Annotated in this window: 14 protein-coding genes; 9 read left to right on the plus strand and 5 right to left on the minus strand. The window is 63.4% G+C overall.

The window, feature by feature from the left end; all coding sequences use genetic code 11:
• The first annotated feature begins 147 nt into the window (after positions 1–147).
• Positions 148–411, plus strand: coding sequence for an SUMF1/EgtB/PvdO family nonheme iron enzyme (locus LJE91_00120; GenBank protein MCG6867169.1), 264 nt, complete (start codon positions 148–150; stop codon positions 409–411).
• A 375-nt stretch (positions 412–786) separates the two neighbouring features.
• On the opposite strand, the gene LJE91_00125 is transcribed toward LJE91_00120, so the two are convergent.
• Positions 787–1,920, minus strand: a complete 1,134-nt coding sequence (locus tag LJE91_00125; protein MCG6867170.1) for a CapA family protein — start codon at positions 1,918–1,920, stop codon at positions 787–789.
• Positions 1,921–2,319: 399 nt separating this feature from the next.
• Here LJE91_00125 and LJE91_00130 point away from each other — a divergent pair, with 399 nt between their 5' ends.
• The 3 genes from LJE91_00130 to LJE91_00140 are packed head-to-tail and all read left to right on the plus strand — an operon-like array spanning position 2,320 to position 5,521.
• A complete protein-coding gene (locus LJE91_00130; GenBank protein ID MCG6867171.1) occupies positions 2,320–2,961 on the plus strand; it encodes a TusE/DsrC/DsvC family sulfur relay protein in 642 nt (213 codons plus the stop codon).
• A 16-nt stretch (positions 2,962–2,977) separates the two neighbouring features.
• Positions 2,978–5,305, plus strand: coding sequence for a phosphoenolpyruvate--protein phosphotransferase (ptsP, locus tag LJE91_00135; GenBank protein ID MCG6867172.1), 2,328 nt, complete (start codon positions 2,978–2,980; stop codon positions 5,303–5,305).
• Positions 5,306–5,314: 9 nt separating this feature from the next.
• Positions 5,315–5,521, plus strand: coding sequence for a DUF3565 domain-containing protein (locus LJE91_00140; GenBank protein ID MCG6867173.1), 207 nt, complete (start codon positions 5,315–5,317; stop codon positions 5,519–5,521).
• Between the two features lie 12 nt (positions 5,522–5,533).
• Here LJE91_00140 and LJE91_00145 read toward each other — a convergent pair whose 3' ends face one another.
• Positions 5,534–6,388, minus strand: a complete 855-nt coding sequence (locus tag LJE91_00145) for a LysR family transcriptional regulator (GenBank protein ID MCG6867174.1) — start codon at positions 6,386–6,388, stop codon at positions 5,534–5,536.
• 121 nt (positions 6,389–6,509) lie between these two features.
• Here LJE91_00145 and LJE91_00150 point away from each other — a divergent pair, with 121 nt between their 5' ends.
• From LJE91_00150 to LJE91_00160, 3 genes are all read left to right on the plus strand, one after another.
• On the plus strand, positions 6,510–6,875 hold the full coding sequence (locus LJE91_00150) for a TusE/DsrC/DsvC family sulfur relay protein (protein ID MCG6867175.1): 366 nt from the start codon (positions 6,510–6,512) through the stop codon (positions 6,873–6,875).
• 160 nt (positions 6,876–7,035) lie between these two features.
• On the plus strand, positions 7,036–9,012 hold the full coding sequence (locus LJE91_00155; protein MCG6867176.1) for a hypothetical protein: 1,977 nt from the start codon (positions 7,036–7,038) through the stop codon (positions 9,010–9,012).
• Between the two features lie 88 nt (positions 9,013–9,100).
• Positions 9,101–9,859 carry a DUF4197 domain-containing protein gene (locus LJE91_00160; GenBank protein MCG6867177.1) on the plus strand — a complete coding sequence of 253 codons (759 nt, stop codon included), beginning with the start codon at positions 9,101–9,103 and terminating at the stop codon, positions 9,857–9,859.
• A gap of 170 nt (positions 9,860–10,029) precedes the next feature.
• On the opposite strand, the gene LJE91_00165 is transcribed toward LJE91_00160, so the two are convergent.
• Positions 10,030–11,538 (minus strand): aspartate aminotransferase family protein, encoded by a 1,509-nt coding sequence (locus LJE91_00165; protein MCG6867178.1) that lies wholly within the window; start codon positions 11,536–11,538, stop codon positions 10,030–10,032.
• A gap of 334 nt (positions 11,539–11,872) precedes the next feature.
• On the opposite strand from LJE91_00165, the gene LJE91_00170 reads away from it, so the two are divergent.
• On the plus strand, positions 11,873–14,665 hold the full coding sequence (locus tag LJE91_00170) for a DEAD/DEAH box helicase (GenBank protein MCG6867179.1): 2,793 nt from the start codon (positions 11,873–11,875) through the stop codon (positions 14,663–14,665).
• Between the two features lie 19 nt (positions 14,666–14,684).
• Positions 14,685–14,972 carry an MTH1187 family thiamine-binding protein gene (locus tag LJE91_00175; protein MCG6867180.1) on the plus strand — a complete coding sequence of 96 codons (288 nt, stop codon included), beginning with the start codon at positions 14,685–14,687 and terminating at the stop codon, positions 14,970–14,972.
• 508 nt (positions 14,973–15,480) lie between these two features.
• Here the strand turns inward: LJE91_00175 and LJE91_00180 are convergent.
• Positions 15,481–15,720 (minus strand): hypothetical protein, encoded by a 240-nt coding sequence (locus LJE91_00180; protein MCG6867181.1) that lies wholly within the window; start codon positions 15,718–15,720, stop codon positions 15,481–15,483.
• Positions 15,717–15,914: a type II toxin-antitoxin system HicA family toxin gene (locus LJE91_00185; GenBank protein MCG6867182.1), complete on the minus strand. Its 198-nt coding sequence runs from the start codon at positions 15,912–15,914 to the stop codon at positions 15,717–15,719. Before LJE91_00185 ends, LJE91_00180 begins: the two co-directional genes overlap by 4 nt.
• Between the last annotated feature and the right edge of the window lie 286 nt (positions 15,915–16,200).

Raw genomic sequence — 16,200 nt, forward strand, 5'->3', positions numbered from 1 at the left:
TGTGTCGCGCGTCCCCCATTTGACCGCTGTTCACTGACAGGGAGCGCAGCGACCGCCAGCGCGCGCAGCGCGCTCGATTTATTTTGCGCTTTTCGCTGTTCGCGACCATACTGATCAGGCCGGTCTTCGGAACGGTGGGGCTATCCGTTGAACGAGCGGCGTGTTGTGCGCGGCGGCTCCTGGAACAATACCCAGGGTAACGCGCGCCTCGGCTATCGCAACAACAACGACCCAGACAAGCGCAACAACAATCTGGGTTTTCGTGTGTGTCGCGCGTCCCACATTTTTTCCCGACTGCTGATGGCCGTCTGTGTGGTTTGCGGGCGGCGGGTTCAAGGGGTCGCCAGATTCCCTTGCGCTTCCAAAATCACGACCTGGCCACGGCTTGGCGTTGCGGCGCAGTCAGTTTAAATGGCGCGGATGGGTCCCGTCTGCACGAAGCATGCTTCGTCAGGCGCATATAAAAATAGGGCGCTGCCCGGGTTCGTCCCCGCAGCGCCCGCCTTCTCTGATCTTACCTCATTCGTTTCCCCAAGCTTCAATTTGATACGCCGCATCCGAGACTTCAACCTCGTTTTCTGACAGGCTGCTGCATGTCATCCACTAATATCTGAACGACAGCTCTCGCGGCACAACGCTCGTTCGCGACCGCGAACTCGAATGACGTGGGTCGGAAGCGGTCTTTGGACCTGGCTGCGGCCTTCGTCCAAAAAGTAGACGATAGAGTTTCACCCCGTTTTCTCGGAAAGTTGACGTCGACTCCTTACCAACAGTCAAGAATCGAAATCAGTTCACGCTCCAACGCAGTTCAAACACATTCTCCATATTGCCCGACACCTCCGTTCCGAACTGCTGGCCTTCGCGATTGAGAAGATCCATAAGCCATCGCGCTTCTTTGTCCGAGGCGCGGTTGATCCGTAACCGTTCAAGACGGGTCGGACTCATCTCCAGGCGTACCAGCTTCCCGTCGGCGGAATCGAGGGTGGCGAAGTACATCAGGCCCAGATCGTCGCGGAAAGGTTCATGGCCCTCGATGCCTTCGTAATCGCTGAGAAAGTCCCCGCAACCGTAAAGAATGAGCTTGTTACGGTAGACTTCGATGCCCTTGACGTGGTGCGAGGAGTGCCCGTGAACGATGTCGACATCGGCCTCGTCGATGAGTCGGTGCGCGAACCGGACCTGCCTCCGCGGAATCTCGTAGCCCCAGTTTCCGCCCCAGTGCAACGAAACGATTACGATGTCGCCATCGCGTTTCTCCCCCTTCACCCGATTTACGATCCATTGCAGCGTTTCCCCGGAGAGGTCCTCGAGGAAGGCAACGCCCGGTCGGTCATAGCGCGCGGCCCAGTGGGGCGGGATGCCGCTTGTGGCGACACCAAACGAGAAGACGAGTACCCGGGTCCCGGTACTCGTCCATAATCCGGCCGGGCCGGCGGCTTCTGCGTAGTTCTCGCCAGCGCCGGCTGTCGAGATACCGGCCGCCTTCAGTGTCTTCAACGTTTCGAGTAGGCCCGCCTCGCCCCAGTCCAGAACATGGTTGTTGGCCAGTACGGCGCAGTCGATCCCGGCGGCAGTGAGGACTGGGACATTCTTGGGGTGCATGCGGTAGTTGATGCCCTTCAGCTCGGGGGCACCGTGCGAGGTCACCGCGGTTTCCAGATTGACGATCCGTAAGTCCGGCCGGACACGATCCAAATCCGCGATGGCATCACCCCAGATGTAGACAAAGTCGACCGGTTTCTCCACCGGTCCGTTTTTCGCCTCGGCCAATTCCACGTATCGCAGTGCCGAGCGGACGTAGGGTTCGTAAAGTTCGGGATCGTTGGGGTGGGGGAGTATCTGATCGATGCCCCGGCCGGTCATCACGTCGCCGCAGAGGAACACAGTGATCGGGTGTTTGCCGGGAGGTTGTGCAGGCATCGAGCGACCGTTTACCAGCGGTTCCCCGGCTGGACGGGTGCGAGTGCGATCCGTCAGGGCGCCGAGAACGATTGTGCCCCATATTCGTAGCAAAGCGCGTCGTTTGGGGTTTTCCACTCAACAGAGCATAGCAACTCGGGCGGCACACCGGGCCGCAGACGAAAACCGGTCGATGCCCTGATTCAGGTAGCGGGGTTCGTTTCATAATATCGAAATAATAGATATTAACAGCCAATAAATATCGTTTGTCTTTGATAGAAAGGCCGGGTTATGCTGAGCCTGCCGCCCTGAATATCGGTTGCACCGGGCCGGGTTCAGAATTTCATCTGTCAACGACACCGCGCTAGGGGCGACGCCCCATTCCTCGTGCGTTACGGCAGAAAGAGACGAGATGCAGTCATGATCACCGTAAAACTACTCATGAAAGTCACCAAGGAACCCCTGAAACGGACGCCGGTCGTGCTCAGGATGGACGCGGACGACTCAGAAAAAGGGCCCGTTTTAACCGACCGCGACGGGGTTGCCCGCTTCATGGAGCCTCCGGCCAGCGGCAAGGTCCTCGTCTCCGGTGTCGAGCGCTACCACGGTCGCCTGGACGGCGACATCCTGGTTGATCTCTGGGCGATAACCCAGTCCGGAAACGATTCCGGGGGAATGCCCGGCGAGTTTCCCGCCGGCAGCAACGCCTATCCCGGGATGACCATGCGGCGCATCCAGGCGGGAGACCGTGAGGTTCTGACGGACAGCGAGGGATATCTGGTCGATCCAGGTGACTGGTCGGAGGGGTTCGTCAGGGCCCAGGCGGGTCTCGAAGGCCTCGAACTCAACGCCGAGCGCTGGGAGGTGATCCGGTTCCTTCGCGGGTACTATGCAGAGCACGGTACGCAAGCCTCCGTGCGGAACATGGTGCGGCATTTCCGAGATGTCTGGAATGCCGAGAAGGGCAGTAACCGCTACCTGCACGGGTTGTTCCCCAGGGGCGGGCCGCAGAAGCAAGGTAATCGTCTCGCCGGATTGCTGCGCACCAAGGGCGAGCATTGAACGGCCCTGTCGCGACATGTCCGGTATAGGCTCCAAATCCCGCCGACGCCTCGCCGAGCTTACCCGTATCGTTCGCGAGGTCGATGCGGCATCGGATCTGGAAAGCGGCCTGCGCGTGTTGGTGCACCGTACCCGTGAAGTATTCGAAGCCGACGTCTGCACCGTCTACTTCACGGACCCGCTCAGTCGCCAACATGTCGTTGCCGCCACCGACGGCCTCTCGTCACGCGTCGTCGGAACGCTGCATTGCGGTTTCGGTAAGGGGCTGATCGGCCGGGTTGCCGAGGACCGCCGGCCGTTGAACCTGGACCGGGTGCCCCCGGAGCTCGATCAGGATTTCCTGCAGCAAGCTGGCGCCGAACACTATCACGGCTTCCTTGGTGTTCCTGTCATCCACCGGGCACAGGTTCAGGGGGTGTTGCTGGTTCGTCAGCGCGAGCCACGGCGTTTCGATGACACAGACGAGGCGTTTCTTACCACCCTCGCCGCGCAACTGGGCAGTGCCATCGCCTGTGCCAAGGCGAGTGGCGAATGGTGCCGGGCATGCCAGCCGGGCGATACCCCGCCCCAACGGATCGAAGGGCTGGCCGGGGCGCCGGGGATCGCCATCGGACATGCGGCGGTCGTGTCCGGCGCGAACGAGTTCAACAGGGTTGCGTATCGTATGACGGACGACCCGCCGGCCGAGGAAGCCCGGTTGCGTACCGCGATTTCCGAGGTCAGGGCGGAAACGGTCGCGCTCACAGCCGGCTTGAGCGAGTCGCTGCCTGCGGCCGACCGGGCGCTGTTCGACGCCTATACGCTGATGCTCGACAGCCCCGAACTCATGGAAACCGCCCTGTCCCTGGTGCGAAAGGGTAACTGGGCGCCGGGCGCCGTGCATCGGACCATGGAGGCCTATGCGAAACGTTTCGACGCGTTGGAGGATCCGTATCTGCGGGAACGGGCAACGGATATCCGGGCTCTCGGTGGGCGCATCCTCGCCCGCCTGCTGGGTGAGCCCGGTGACGCCCCTGGAGATTGGGATGCCACCATACTCGTGGGGCAATGCGTCAGCGCCATTGATATCGGCCAGGCCCATCAGGATCGGTTGGTCGGGATCGTCTCCGGTGAGGGCTCCTCACTGTCCCACGCCGCTATCCTCGCCCGCAGCCTTGGCATCCCGGCCGTGATGGGGATTGGTGATCTGCCGCTGGAAAACCTGGACGGCCAGGAACTGGTGGTGGACGGCACTGCCGGACACGTGCATCTACGGCCGAGCGCGACAATGCGGCACGTCTATGAGGCTTCCATCGAAAATCAGCGAACCCGCGATCAGGCCATGGAATCGGTTCGCAACCTCGATGCCGTGACGGAGGACGGCGTCGAGGTTGCACTGTTCATCAATGCGGGGCTCAGTGCCGATTTCGAGCCGGCGGCGGCTGCAGGTTCCGCCGGCATCGGGCTGTTTCGCTCCGAGCTTCCGTTCATGCTGTTCGACCGCTTTCCCAGCGAGCGGGAGCAGTTCAACCTCTATCGACAGGCGTTGGAGGCGATGGCACCCCTGCCCGTTACGCTGCGATTGCTGGACGCCGGGGGCGACAAGCTACTACCCTACCTCGACGAGGCCGGCCCCAATCCGGCCCTCGGCTGGCGGGGCATACGGTTCCTGCTCGACCACCCCGACATCTTCCTGACCCAGTTGCGGGCCATGCTGCGGGCCGATCTTGGCCTGGGCAATCTGCGCCTGCTCCTGCCGATGATCAGTGGCCTCGATGAGCTCGAACAGGCGCAGGACCTGCTCGATCAGGCCAGGCGGCAACTGGCCAATGAGGGTATTGTGGCATCGCGCGCCCCCATGGGCGTCATGATCGAGGTGCCCGCGGCCGTCCACCAGGCCGGGTCTCTGGCCCAAGGTGCGGATTTTCTTTCCGTTGGTACCAACGACCTGGCGCAATATCTACTGGCGACGGACCGCAACAATCCGCGAGTCTCCGCCCGCCTCGACCCGGCCCATCCGGCACTCCTGCAGGCGCTGCAACAGGTGGTGGATTCGGCGCATGGCGCCGGCAGGACGGTGACCGTGTGCGGCGAGATCGCCGGCGAACCCGTGATGGCTTTGCTGTTACTCGGGATGGGCGTCGATGGCCTCAGCATGAATTCGGCAGCCCTGCCGCGGGTGAAGTGGGCGGTTCGCCGCGCTACCTCGACCGATATGCGCGCCCTTGCGGTTCGGGCCGCGCAGTGCGCCACTCCGGGCGCTCTGAGGCAGTTGCTGGATGACGGGCAGTTCGAGATGGGCCTGGATCGGTGTGCCTCGGAACTAGACACGGGATCGGAGAATCGCTGCGCGGTCCCGAACTAAGACGCTGCGATGAAACAGTGCATTGTCGGCTATCACCTGGACGAAGAAAGACACTGGGTGGCCGAGCTCGCCTGCGGTCATTTCCAGCACGTTCGCCACCTCCCCCCCTGGTTCAACCGGCCCTGGGTGACGAGCGAAGCGGGACGAACCGCCATGCTCGGTTACGAGCTGGAGTGCCCCAAGTGTGACACCGGTGCGCCGAGCGATGGCGGATAACCGCCTGGCGGATCAACCACCGGCCTGCTCCTCGCGTCCCAGGTCGCGCAACCCCATCAACGCCCGCTGCAGCGTCTCGCTGTCGGACTGGCGGGGGAACACCATGTAGGTGGGGTGGGGGAACTCCGGTCCATCGGCGACCTGAAAAAGGCTTCCGCTGTCGATCAGGGGCCGGGCCATGCGAATCGGCAGGAAGCAGGAGCCTCCGTTGGTCAGGATGAGCTGAACGCCGAGCCAGCCGATATTGACCACCTGTGCCGGGCGTTCCAGGTCCGGATAGTACTCCCGGTGTCTGGCGTAGAACCCGGGGCCCCACTCCACGTAGATGTAGTCATCGCCGGGCCAGCGGGTGTCCGGCTTCGAGCTGACCAGGACCAGGGTTTCGTCGAACAGGTGCTCCACCACCAGGCCCGGTGCATGGCTCGGGGTATACATCAGTGCGATGTCCAGCGTTCCTTCGATCAGGCGCCGCATCAGGACCTCCTCGAAGCCGATTTCGCTCTGGATGGAGACGTCCGGTGCGGTACGTCGCATCCAGCCGACCCAGCGCGGCAGCAGACCCTCCCATAGCGCGATACGGCCGCCGACCCGGATACTGGCGCGATAGCGGCTCGGCAGGCCGACGTCGTGGCGGGCCTGCTCGACGGTCAGGACCAGCGTCTTTGCATGTTGCAGGAAACGCCGTCCCGCCTGCGTCAGGCTCGCCCCGGCACGATTGCGCACGAACAGCCTCGCCCCGAGCTCGGTTTCCAGGTTCCGGATGCGTGCGCTCACCGTGGACTGTGTCACGTGCAGCCGGCCGGCGGCCTCCAGGAAGCTGCCGTGGGCGCTGATGGCCAGAAAGGTGCGGGCCTGCTCGATATCCATCGCGTATCTCTTTGCCTTTATATCGAAAATAGCGATATATTTGTCAAATAAATCTCGCTTGTCCAATCAGTCTGGCGCAGATAGGATGCTTCTGAATAAGTGGAACAGACAGGACACAGCGATGCTGCAAGCCCCTTCGGTCGGTACCCCCGATGACATACCGCTGGAAGCGGTGGCCCGCGACGAGGAAGGATATTTCATCGACACCGGCGACTGGCACCCCGGCCTGATCGGGCCCCTGGCCGTGGAGGTCGGACTGGAGCTGTCACCGGAGCGACTCGATATCGTTCACTACGTCCGCAGCTATTTCGAGCGCGATCAACGTGTTCCCGAGGCACGCACGGTACTCAAGCACATGGCGCATCGGTGGGGAAAGGAAAAGGGCACGCGGCGCTACCTGTACCGCCTGTTTCCGGGCGGCTACGCCCAGCAGGCCTGTAAGATGGCCGGTATGCGCAAGCCGCTCAAGCTGATGCTGGACATCTGAGTCGCAGGCCTATGCGCTCGGCATCGTCACGAGAACAGACCTGTATCGCTTCTTCTTCGACCGGTATCTACAGAACGCCCAGGCAGGATGATGTGACGCGGGCCTGATCGGCTGAATCGCCCTTTCCAAAGTCTTCCGTCCGTCGCATCATCGAGGCGTGATGCGAAAACTCCCTAGGGGTCCGATACCCGCCGAGCCCAACGCGATCGTCGAGGCCGTGTTCGGCAGTGATTGCCGCGTACTGCTGCTGGGCCAGCCGGGAACCGGCAAGTCGACCCTCGCCTGCGGCTTGTCCGAAACGCTGTACCGGGCGGGACGCACCTGTCGATGTCTCGGCGCCGATCCGGGCTCGCCCCGTTTCGGCGTCCCGGGTGCGGTCTGCCTGGGTCGCTGGGATGGGAAGGGCTGGTCCCTGGAAGGGTTAGAGGCGCTCTGCTCCCTGAACGCTGGACGTTTCCGCCTGCCGCTGGTGTCCGCGGTCGCGCGGTTGGCGCGGCGTGACCCGCCCGGGACGCTGCTGGTCGACGGGCCAGGGGTCGTCCGGGGCGTCGTGGGCTCGGAACTGCTCTCCGGCCTCGTGGAGGCGGCCGGTATCGAGGTGGTGCTGGTGCTGTGCCACGAGGGTGGCTCCATGCCGCTGTCCGGGGAACTCGGCGCGTTGCCGGTCGAGGCGGTAGCCGTCCACGCGGCCCCGGCGGCGCACCGGCCGGGCAAACGCATCCGGGCGAGGGCGCGAACCGCGTTGTGGGAGGCGTACCTGGCCGGCGCGGGGGAGCGGGAGTTCCCGTTCGACGCGAGTCGGATCATCGGAACACCGCCCCCACCGGACGTCACCGGCGCCTGGACCGGAAGACAGATCGCGCTGCTGAGAGGCGATCGCACCCTGGCCATGGGCGAGGTCCAGGCGCTGGTGGACGGCATCCTGCGCGTCCGGGTCCCGGCGACAGGTCCTTCGCGTAAGGCAACGCTGCTGGTCCGGGACGCAGGCAGGTCCGCCGACGGTGACCTCGCCACGTGCGCGCCATTCGCGCCCGAGCGACTCGACTATCTGCCGCCGCCGGATCTCCCGCCGCGCCCCGCGTCGGTCACCGCCGCCGGACCCGTCGTTTCGGGCCGGGTCGGTTCGTTCGACATCTGCCTGGTCAACGGCGTTTTCGGGGATTCCCTGCTTCACGTGCGCCTGCGTCACGCGCGGCGCAGTCTGCTGTTCGATCTCGGCGAGGGGTCCCGGCTGCCGGCGCGTATCGCCCACCAGGTCAGCGACGTGTTCATCACGCACACCCATCTCGACCACATCGGGGGTTTCCTCTGGCTGCTGCGCTCGAGAATGGGTGAGTTCCCCGCCTGCCGGCTCTACGGCCCACCGGGGCTGGCGGCCAACATCGAGGGATTCGTCCGCGGCGTCCTGTGGGACCGGGTCGAGGACCGCGGACCGCGCTTCGAGGTGTTCGAGCTGCACGGCGATTGTCTGCTGCGATTCCGGATCCAGGCCGGACTTCCCGGTCGCGAGGCATTCGACGAGCGGCTGGCTCCGGACGGGACATTGCTCGTCGAGCCCGATTTTCGAGTACGCGCGACGACCCTGGATCACGGTTCGCCGGTGCTCGCCTATGTCCTCGAACCGTCACGACAGATCAACGTACGCAAGGACCGCCTTCAGGCTCGGGGACTCGTGCCGGGACCGTGGCTGGGAGCGCTGAAACGTCGCGTCCTGGCCGGAGAACCCGGCGCTCCCATCGAGCTACCCGACGGACGATTTGAATCCGTCGCGGCGCTCGCTGCTGACCTGATACTCGTCACGCCGGGCAAGAACCTGGTCTACGCGACCGATTTCGGCGATACGGGGGAAAACCGCCGCAGACTCGTCGCTCTCGCGCACAACGCGCATACGATGTTCTGCGAGTCCACCTTTCTCGAGGAGGACGCCGAGTACGCAGAGCGGACCGGCCACCTGACGACGCGCGCCTGCGCCGGGATCGCCGCGGAGGCCGGCGTTTCCCGCCTCGTTCCGTTTCACTTCTCGCGGCGCTACGAGGAAGACCCGTCGCGGATCTACGAGGAGATCGCGCAGCGGTGTGCGGCGGTGGCGGTGCCGCCGTCGATGTCCGTGTTCGAACCCGAAGGGTCGGCCTCTTGAATCGCCTGATGGTCTAACATCGTCTGTAGACGGAGTTACGGGGTGGACTCGCCCGATCAACCGGAGGCGCAACGCGCCAGGGGGAGGAATGAGGCTCGGGAATCGTTGGTTTGCGGTGGGTATCGGGAGCGTACTGGGCCTGTCAGTCGTCGGGGTCGGGTGGGCGCAGTTCGATATCTTCAAGGAGGGTAAACGCTGGATCGAACAGTCCGGAATTTCCGGCAGTGACACTGCCAGCTCACTCTCCACCGCGGAGATCGGCGACGGATTGAAGGAGGCGCTACGCGTCGGGACCGAGACCGTCGTGACCAAGGTGGGACGCCCGGACGGGTTCAGCGCCGACCCGGCCATTCGCATCCCGTTACCCGGGAGCCTCGGCAAGGTGCGATCGGCACTGAGCAGGGTGGGGATGAGTTCGACCCTCGACGATCTGGAACTGCGGCTCAACAAGGCCGCGGAGACCGCCACGCCGAAGGCGAAGGAACTGTTCTGGCAGGCCATCGCCGAGATGACCCTGGATGACGTCAAGGGGATCTACAACGGACCGGACGATGCGGCCACGCGATACTTTCAGCGGAAGATGACACCCGAACTCGAACGCCAGATGGCGCCGATCGTGCAGGAGAGCCTGGCGGAGGTCGGGGCGGTTCAGGCCTACGACCGTGTCATGGGCCGTTACGAGTCCATCCCCCACATGCCGGACGTCAAGGCGGACCTCACCGGATACGTGGTGGAGAAGGGCAGCGACGGCATCTTTTACTATCTTGCTATCGAGGAAGCGAAGATCCGCCAGGATCCCGCCAAGCAGACGACGGCATTGCTGAAGAAGGTGTTCGGGACGCACTGAACAACCCGCGACTCCCACCGGCGGCTTCGACACCGGCGGTCATGCCGGTGTCGTCGTGATCCCCGACCGCTACGACGCGCCTTACCGATGCGGATCAGCCCTGGGCAGACCGTCTTCCAGTGCCTTCCTGAGCATCTCGATGACGGCAGGCTGGACTGTAACGGGCGGGGTTACGACCGCGCGGTATTCATCTTGTCACCGAGTAACTCGTGGCGCTCCCTGCCGGCCGCGACGACCGCGTCGACGATGGCCTCGATGTCATCGGCATCGGTTCGAAAGTTGACGATACAGGCACGCAAGAGGTAGCGCCCGTCGACGACGGCGTTGGAGAGGAAGACCCTGCCGGATTCCTGCAGGGTGGTCAGGAGCGACTCGTTGAGTTCGTTGAGGTAGGCTTCCCTCGCTTCGGGCGTGGCGCTTAAGTCGCGGGGCACATAGCGAAACGTCGTAATGCTGAGATTGTGGGTGAATGCCTCCAGTTCGTCTTGGGAGGCTGCGGCCTCGTAGAGCATGCGCGCCAGGCGCATGTCGTCCGAGATCATCTGTGAGTAGCCCTGCCGGCCGACCTGGCGAATGGAGAGCCACACCTTCAGGGCGCGAAAACCGCGCGAGTTCTGGGGGCTGTAATCGATCAAGTCGACGGTCGGTTCACCGCCGACCTCGTCCATCTTGTAGTAGGGTGGCCGGTAGCTGAATGTGGCGCGCATCGCCTCGGCATCCCGGACCAGGGCGCAGCCGGCTTCCAGTGGGGCGTAGAGCCATTTGTGCGGATCCAGTGCCAGCGAGTCGGCCTGCTCGAGGTGGGTCAACGGTTCCGGGCAATCCGGGCTGGCCGCCGCCAGCGCCCCGTATGCCCCGTCGATGTGCAACCAGGCTCCGTACTCGTCGCACAGTTCGCGCAGATCTTCGATCGGGTCGACGGCGCCAGTGCTGACCGTACCCGCGGAGCCGACGACGAGAAACGGGAGCTCTCCCGCGCGCCGGTCGTGCTCCAGGGCGTCACGCAGTCCCTTCAGGTTGACGGTACGATCGGCATTCACGTCGATCCAGCGGATGTTCTCCGTTCCCAGTCCGAACAGGTCGGCGGCCTTGTGGAGCCAGGTGTGAACCTCGCGCGAGGCATAGACCCGCAGGGCGCGTGACCCGGTCGCATGCAGACCCCGTTCGCGGATCGCCCAGTCCGCCCTGGTGTGCCGGGCCACGAGGAAGCCGACGAAGTTCGCCATGCTGCCGCCGCTGACGAGTACGCCCCCCGCCGTGTCGGGGTAGCCGATCAACTGCGCGATCCAGCGGATCGCCTGCATTTCGATCTCGGTGGCCATGGGCGCCAGGATCCAGGCACCGACGTTGGCGTTGACGGTGGAGGCGAGCAGCTCTGCCAGGGAACCGATGGGCGCCGCGGGGGATGTCACGTAACCGGCGAACCGCGGGTGACCGTTGAACAGGGAATGTTCGACCAGGAGTTTCGTCGCCTCATCCAGTAGTTGCCCCGGCTCCGATCCCTCTTCGGGCAGGCGGTTGTCGGGCAGGGCGGCGCGCACCACCGAAGGGGGTTCGCCCGGCGTGACGGGCAGATCGGGCAGGGCGTCGAGAAATTCGGCAAGATCATCGACCAGGGCGTGCCCCAGCCTTCGGAACTCCGCTGCGGACATCGCGATGGGTGATTTTCGTTGCGTCATCGTTCTGTGGGTTCCCTTCGTTTCGGGCGAGCAGACCACATCGGGCGGAGCATCGATTCTACACCGCCGACAGTGACCCACGGTCCGGACATCGACCCCACACACGGTATCCCCGGATTCCGCCGCTGCTCTATCCAGGCGGCGGAAGGACAGCGTGTTATCCCTGCTCCGGTGCGGCGGGTGAAGTCACTCGGGCTGTCAGGGGAAGACGAGGTGAGATAGTATCGCGACCCTCTCCCGACAACATGTCGGGAAGAGTGTTACCGGGAAGTGCCCCAATAGGAGTACCCGTTTCCTGCGGTTCCGCTCGTATCAATCTAACAGTCACAAAGACATGGCAAAGACGAAGCGCGTGAAGTCCCGCAAGCGTCCCCAGGGACGCCCGCGACCGCCGGGCTGGCTGACGACCGATGCCGATGAAATCGAACGACGCCGCCAGCGCGGCCTCGACGAAGCGTTCCACATCGAGCCGTTGACATCTGACGATCCATTCTATGGCGTCTACCGGGTCCGCTCCGACAACGGGCAGGCCTATCGTGTCGAGATCCGCTCGCTGGCGGAAGCCATCAATACCTGTGATTGTCCCGACCACCGCATCAATGGCCTGGGTACCTGCAAGCACGTCGAGGCGACCCTGCATCGGCTCAAGAAGGGACGTGTACGCGCCTTTGGCGCGGCGGCATTCAAAGGTTGTCCAACCATCGAGATCTTCCAGGACCGACGGGATTCCGGGATCCGCGTGCGCTGGTCGGCGGGAGCACAACGTCGTTCCAGGCTGCGGGATCTGCTCGCTCCGTTTTTCGGTGACGACAACACACTCGTCGGCGATCCACTCGATACGCTGCCGGCACTGCAACGAGCCATCGACGCCGCGCCGGCGGCGGTCAGGGGAAGGATCAGGGCATCAAGAGAACTGAATGCCTGGCTCGAAACCATGGATCGGCGCGAACAGCAGGTACGCGCCCGGCGGCACTTCGAGACCGAGGTGGCGGCGGGGAACGCGAGCCTCGATCTGGTCAAGGTTCCCCTTTATCCCTATCAGCAGGCCGGCATGCTGCATCTGGCCTTCACCGGGCGCGCCCTGCTGGCGGACGAAATGGGGCTCGGCAAGACGGTACAGGGGGTCGCCGCCTGTGAACTTCTGCGCCGCACCATGGGCATCCGCCGGGTGCTGGTAGTCTGCCCGGCTTCCCTCAAGGGCGAATGGGAGGAGCAGATCGCCAAGTTCACCGATCTGGACTCGCGCATCATCCAGGGATCGCGCGCCCAACGCCTGCGCCAGTACGGGGAGCCCGCCTTCTTCACGCTCGCCAACTACGAGCAGGTTCGTCCCGATGCGGAGGAGATCAACACCATCCTGGCGCCGGATGTCATCATCCTCGACGAGGCGCAGCGGATCAAGAACTGGCAGACCCGCACGGCAAGCTCGATCAAACGATTGAAGAGCCCCTACGCCTTCGTGCTCACCGGCACGCCATTGGAAAACCGCATCGACGAGATCTATTCAATCGTCCAGTTTCTCGATCCGTCCATCTTCGGCCCCCTGTTCCGCTTCAACCGCGACTTTTACGAACTGGACGAGCGGGGACGCGCCATCGGTTACAAGAATCTCGACCGCCTCCACGAGCGACTTCGGCCCGTCATGCTGCGGCGCCGGAAGGGCGACGTGGAGGGACAGCTGCCGGGACGCACGGTGAATACCTATTTCGTCCCCATGCACAAGGAACAAAGCCTGCGCTACGAGGAGTATGAGACGAAGGCGGCGCGCCTGGCCGCCATGGCGAGGCACCGTCCATTGAAGAAGGAGGAGATGGAGCAACTCCAGCGGAACCTGGCCTGCATGCGCATGATCTGCGACACGCCCTATATTCTCGACCAGGAGTGCCGCATCGCCCCCAAGTTGAAGGAACTGGACAACATTCTCAAGGAGATCATGGAGGACCGCGAGCACAAGATCATCGTCTTCTCCGAGTGGGAACGCATGCTCAGACTGCTGCGCGAGCAACTCGGGGATTCGGGCCTGGAGCCAGCCTGGCATACCGGCAAGGTCCCACAGGCGAAACGCCGTGCGGAGATCCGCCGGTTCAGGGAAGACCCCGAATGCCGCATGTTTCTCTCCACGGACTCGGGGGCCTTGGGGCTTAACCTTCAGGTAGCCGACGTGGTGATCAACCTCGACCTGCCCTGGAATCCGGCCAGGCTGGAGCAACGGATCGCCCGTGCCTGGCGCAAGCACCAGAAACGTCCGGTGCAAGTGATCAATCTGGTCACCGAGGATTCCATCGAGCATCGCATGATGTCCCTCCTCGAACAGAAGCGTTCCCTCGCCGAGGGCGTGGTGGACGGAAAAGGCGGGAAGGAGATGTCACTGCCATCCGGTCGCGCCGCCTTTCTGGAGCGTGTGGGCAGCCTGTTCGCGGAGGAACCGAGGCCCGTCCGGGCAAAGGCCGCCGATCCGTTCCAGCAAGTGGTCGAAGAGATCGAGTCCCGTTCGAAGGAACATCTCGACCTGATCGAATTGCATGGCGAGGGCGATGACCGGACCCTCGTGGTGGTGTCCGACCGGGTGGATGACGCGCTGCGGGATGCGCTCGCTCGGCGGCTGGAATCGTTGTTTCCGGAAAAGGCCCCGCGTCTGACGCTGCTGGATCGGGCCACCCAGGCGAGTATCCAGGAACTGATCGCTGCCGGTGTATTGCAGTCCGCCCCGGATCCGGCCAGGACACTGTACCGAGCCGAGACCACGCCGGATGATGGGGGACAGGCAAGACGGTTGGCAGAGGCGCTCGACCACATTGCGCGGGGAAGGCACAAGCAGCGCATGGCGGCGGTGCTCAACGACGGCGGATTCCCGGGCGAGGCGCTGGCCCCGATGCGCGAGGCCGTCGATATCGCACTGCAGGCGCTCGTCATCTGGCGTGGTCATGACGCCGGCGAACCGCCATCCCTGGGACTGATCGATTCCTCCCTGGTGCACGAAGACTTACTTGCTCCCGCGGACATCACCCTGATCGCTCGAATGCGGGAGGAATCCTCCGGGCAGGACGAAGTCCGGTCCAGAGAAATGCTGGCGCAGGGTAGGGCACTCTTCGCACGAGCCGTCTCGCAGTTGGAGTCGGCGAAGTGACGAGAGCCGGGGGAACCACATGAAAGCAACCGCGGAACTGCAGGTAATCCCCATCGGGGACGGCGTCTCGGTCAGGCGGGAGGTCACCCGCGTGGTGGAGTTGTTGAAGACCCATGAATTCCTGGTCGAGACCCACGCCTCGGGGACGAATCTCGAGGGCGAACTGGACGAGATCCTTGCCGTCGTGCGGGAGGTGCACGAGGCGCTGCACCGCGAGGGCAGCGTTCGCCTGGTGAGTTACCTGAAACTTGAGACACGCACCGACAAGGTGCCGACGCTGGCCGGGAAGAGACTCGAACCGACCTGACCTCGAGTGCGTATGTTTCTTGTCTGGTTAATCTGGTGCCGAGGCTAATCTGGTGCCGAGGCTCCGCCTCGGCACGTTGCACCAACGGCTCTGCCGTCCATGGCAACCGGGGGGCCGATCTGAGAATCGGTCATTGGTGGCAGAGCCAGGATGAAGGGGTGCCGGGGCTGAGCCCCGGCACCAGATAAAATCGCGGAACGGCGGTAACAGGTCGACATTCGGCAGGAACCCCTCGTCCAGGCAAGCATCCCCGCTCATGCGGAACGTCCTCTCGTATTCGGCAATGTCGCGGATCAGCTTTGTGCGCAGGGTCGCCAGTCTTAGCAGATAATCGACAAGCCGAACGACCTTCTGCGTTCGAGGATGATGTGCTTGTGGGTCGTTCACGACGTCGCCTGTCTCCATGCGTTTATCGGCCTAACGTCCAAGCTGACCGGCGGGCTTGGCTGGCGTGCTCCTTGCTCTGCAAGGGGCGTGACAGGCAAGGCCGACTCCGTCGAGCGACGTGTTATGCGACGTTTTGCATCTTGTTTGCATAATCCCTTCCAGACGTTGATGGCGGCAAGGGCCTTCCATCCTTCATGTAGAGGTCGATCGCCTCATCGACAATGTCGCATAGCTCATCAAATACAGCCTTCTCGTCGCTTCCGTGGCACCCGCCAAGAACCAGCCCAGGAGCGCTCCCGACGTAACACTGATCCTCTTCGGACCACTCAACAATCTTTGCGTACCTCGCGCTCTCTTTCATTTCCGAGCCTCCTCTATCGCTGATCTGACGGCACGAACCTGGTACTGCTTCGCGTCGTCTCCGGGCTTTCCGGATACTGTAATGGGCCTCGCAATCCTCGGATGTACGAAGTTACGGTGACTTCCTCTTCCCCCTCGGTCCACAAATCCGGCCTTCTTCAGGTCGGCAATGAAGTCCCTGATCTTGGGCGGCATTTAACGTCCTCTCCTACGATGTCTAGTCGCAGCTAGGCTAAATGGCGCGAGTTTACGAGCGTCTATTTGAGCCTTTTGTGTGTGCCCGGCATGGGCATGATTTTATGGGGTGCAAGTCCCCTGTACATTATCTGGGAGGATGTCACATTGACACCTTTAAAAGTACTAGCCGACGGCAAGGCGCGGAAGGGTGACCGACCCGCTGAAAGAAGCCTGAGTGCAAACCTGCGAGCCTACGGACAGAAACTGCATACAAGGCCGAACCCCAGGGCGAGTCGGCACAACA

The sequence above is a fragment of the Gammaproteobacteria bacterium genome, from assembly GCA_022340215.1.
GTDB lineage: Bacteria > Pseudomonadota > Gammaproteobacteria > JAJDOJ01 > JAJDOJ01 > JAJDOJ01.

Bases quoted from the DNA above. Each gene is read 5' to 3' on its own strand.
- LJE91_00125 (MCG6867170.1), bottom strand. From the start codon at position 1,920: ATGCCTGCACAACCTCCCGGCAAACACCCGATCACTGTGTTCCTCTGC.
- LJE91_00130 (MCG6867171.1), top strand. From the start codon at position 2,320: ATGATCACCGTAAAACTACTCATGAAAGTCACCAAGGAACCCCTGAAA.
- ptsP (MCG6867172.1), top strand. From the start codon at position 2,978: ATGTCCGGTATAGGCTCCAAATCCCGCCGACGCCTCGCCGAGCTTACC.
- LJE91_00140 (MCG6867173.1), top strand. From the start codon at position 5,315: ATGAAACAGTGCATTGTCGGCTATCACCTGGACGAAGAAAGACACTGG.
- LJE91_00145 (MCG6867174.1), bottom strand. From the start codon at position 6,388: ATGGATATCGAGCAGGCCCGCACCTTTCTGGCCATCAGCGCCCACGGC.
- LJE91_00150 (MCG6867175.1), top strand. From the start codon at position 6,510: ATGCTGCAAGCCCCTTCGGTCGGTACCCCCGATGACATACCGCTGGAA.
- LJE91_00155 (MCG6867176.1), top strand. From the start codon at position 7,036: ATGCGAAAACTCCCTAGGGGTCCGATACCCGCCGAGCCCAACGCGATC.
- LJE91_00160 (MCG6867177.1), top strand. From the start codon at position 9,101: ATGAGGCTCGGGAATCGTTGGTTTGCGGTGGGTATCGGGAGCGTACTG.
- LJE91_00165 (MCG6867178.1), bottom strand. From the start codon at position 11,538: ATGACGCAACGAAAATCACCCATCGCGATGTCCGCAGCGGAGTTCCGA.
- LJE91_00170 (MCG6867179.1), top strand. From the start codon at position 11,873: ATGGCAAAGACGAAGCGCGTGAAGTCCCGCAAGCGTCCCCAGGGACGC.
- LJE91_00175 (MCG6867180.1), top strand. From the start codon at position 14,685: ATGAAAGCAACCGCGGAACTGCAGGTAATCCCCATCGGGGACGGCGTC.
- LJE91_00180 (MCG6867181.1), bottom strand. From the start codon at position 15,720: ATGAAAGAGAGCGCGAGGTACGCAAAGATTGTTGAGTGGTCCGAAGAG.
- LJE91_00185 (MCG6867182.1), bottom strand. From the start codon at position 15,914: ATGCCGCCCAAGATCAGGGACTTCATTGCCGACCTGAAGAAGGCCGGA.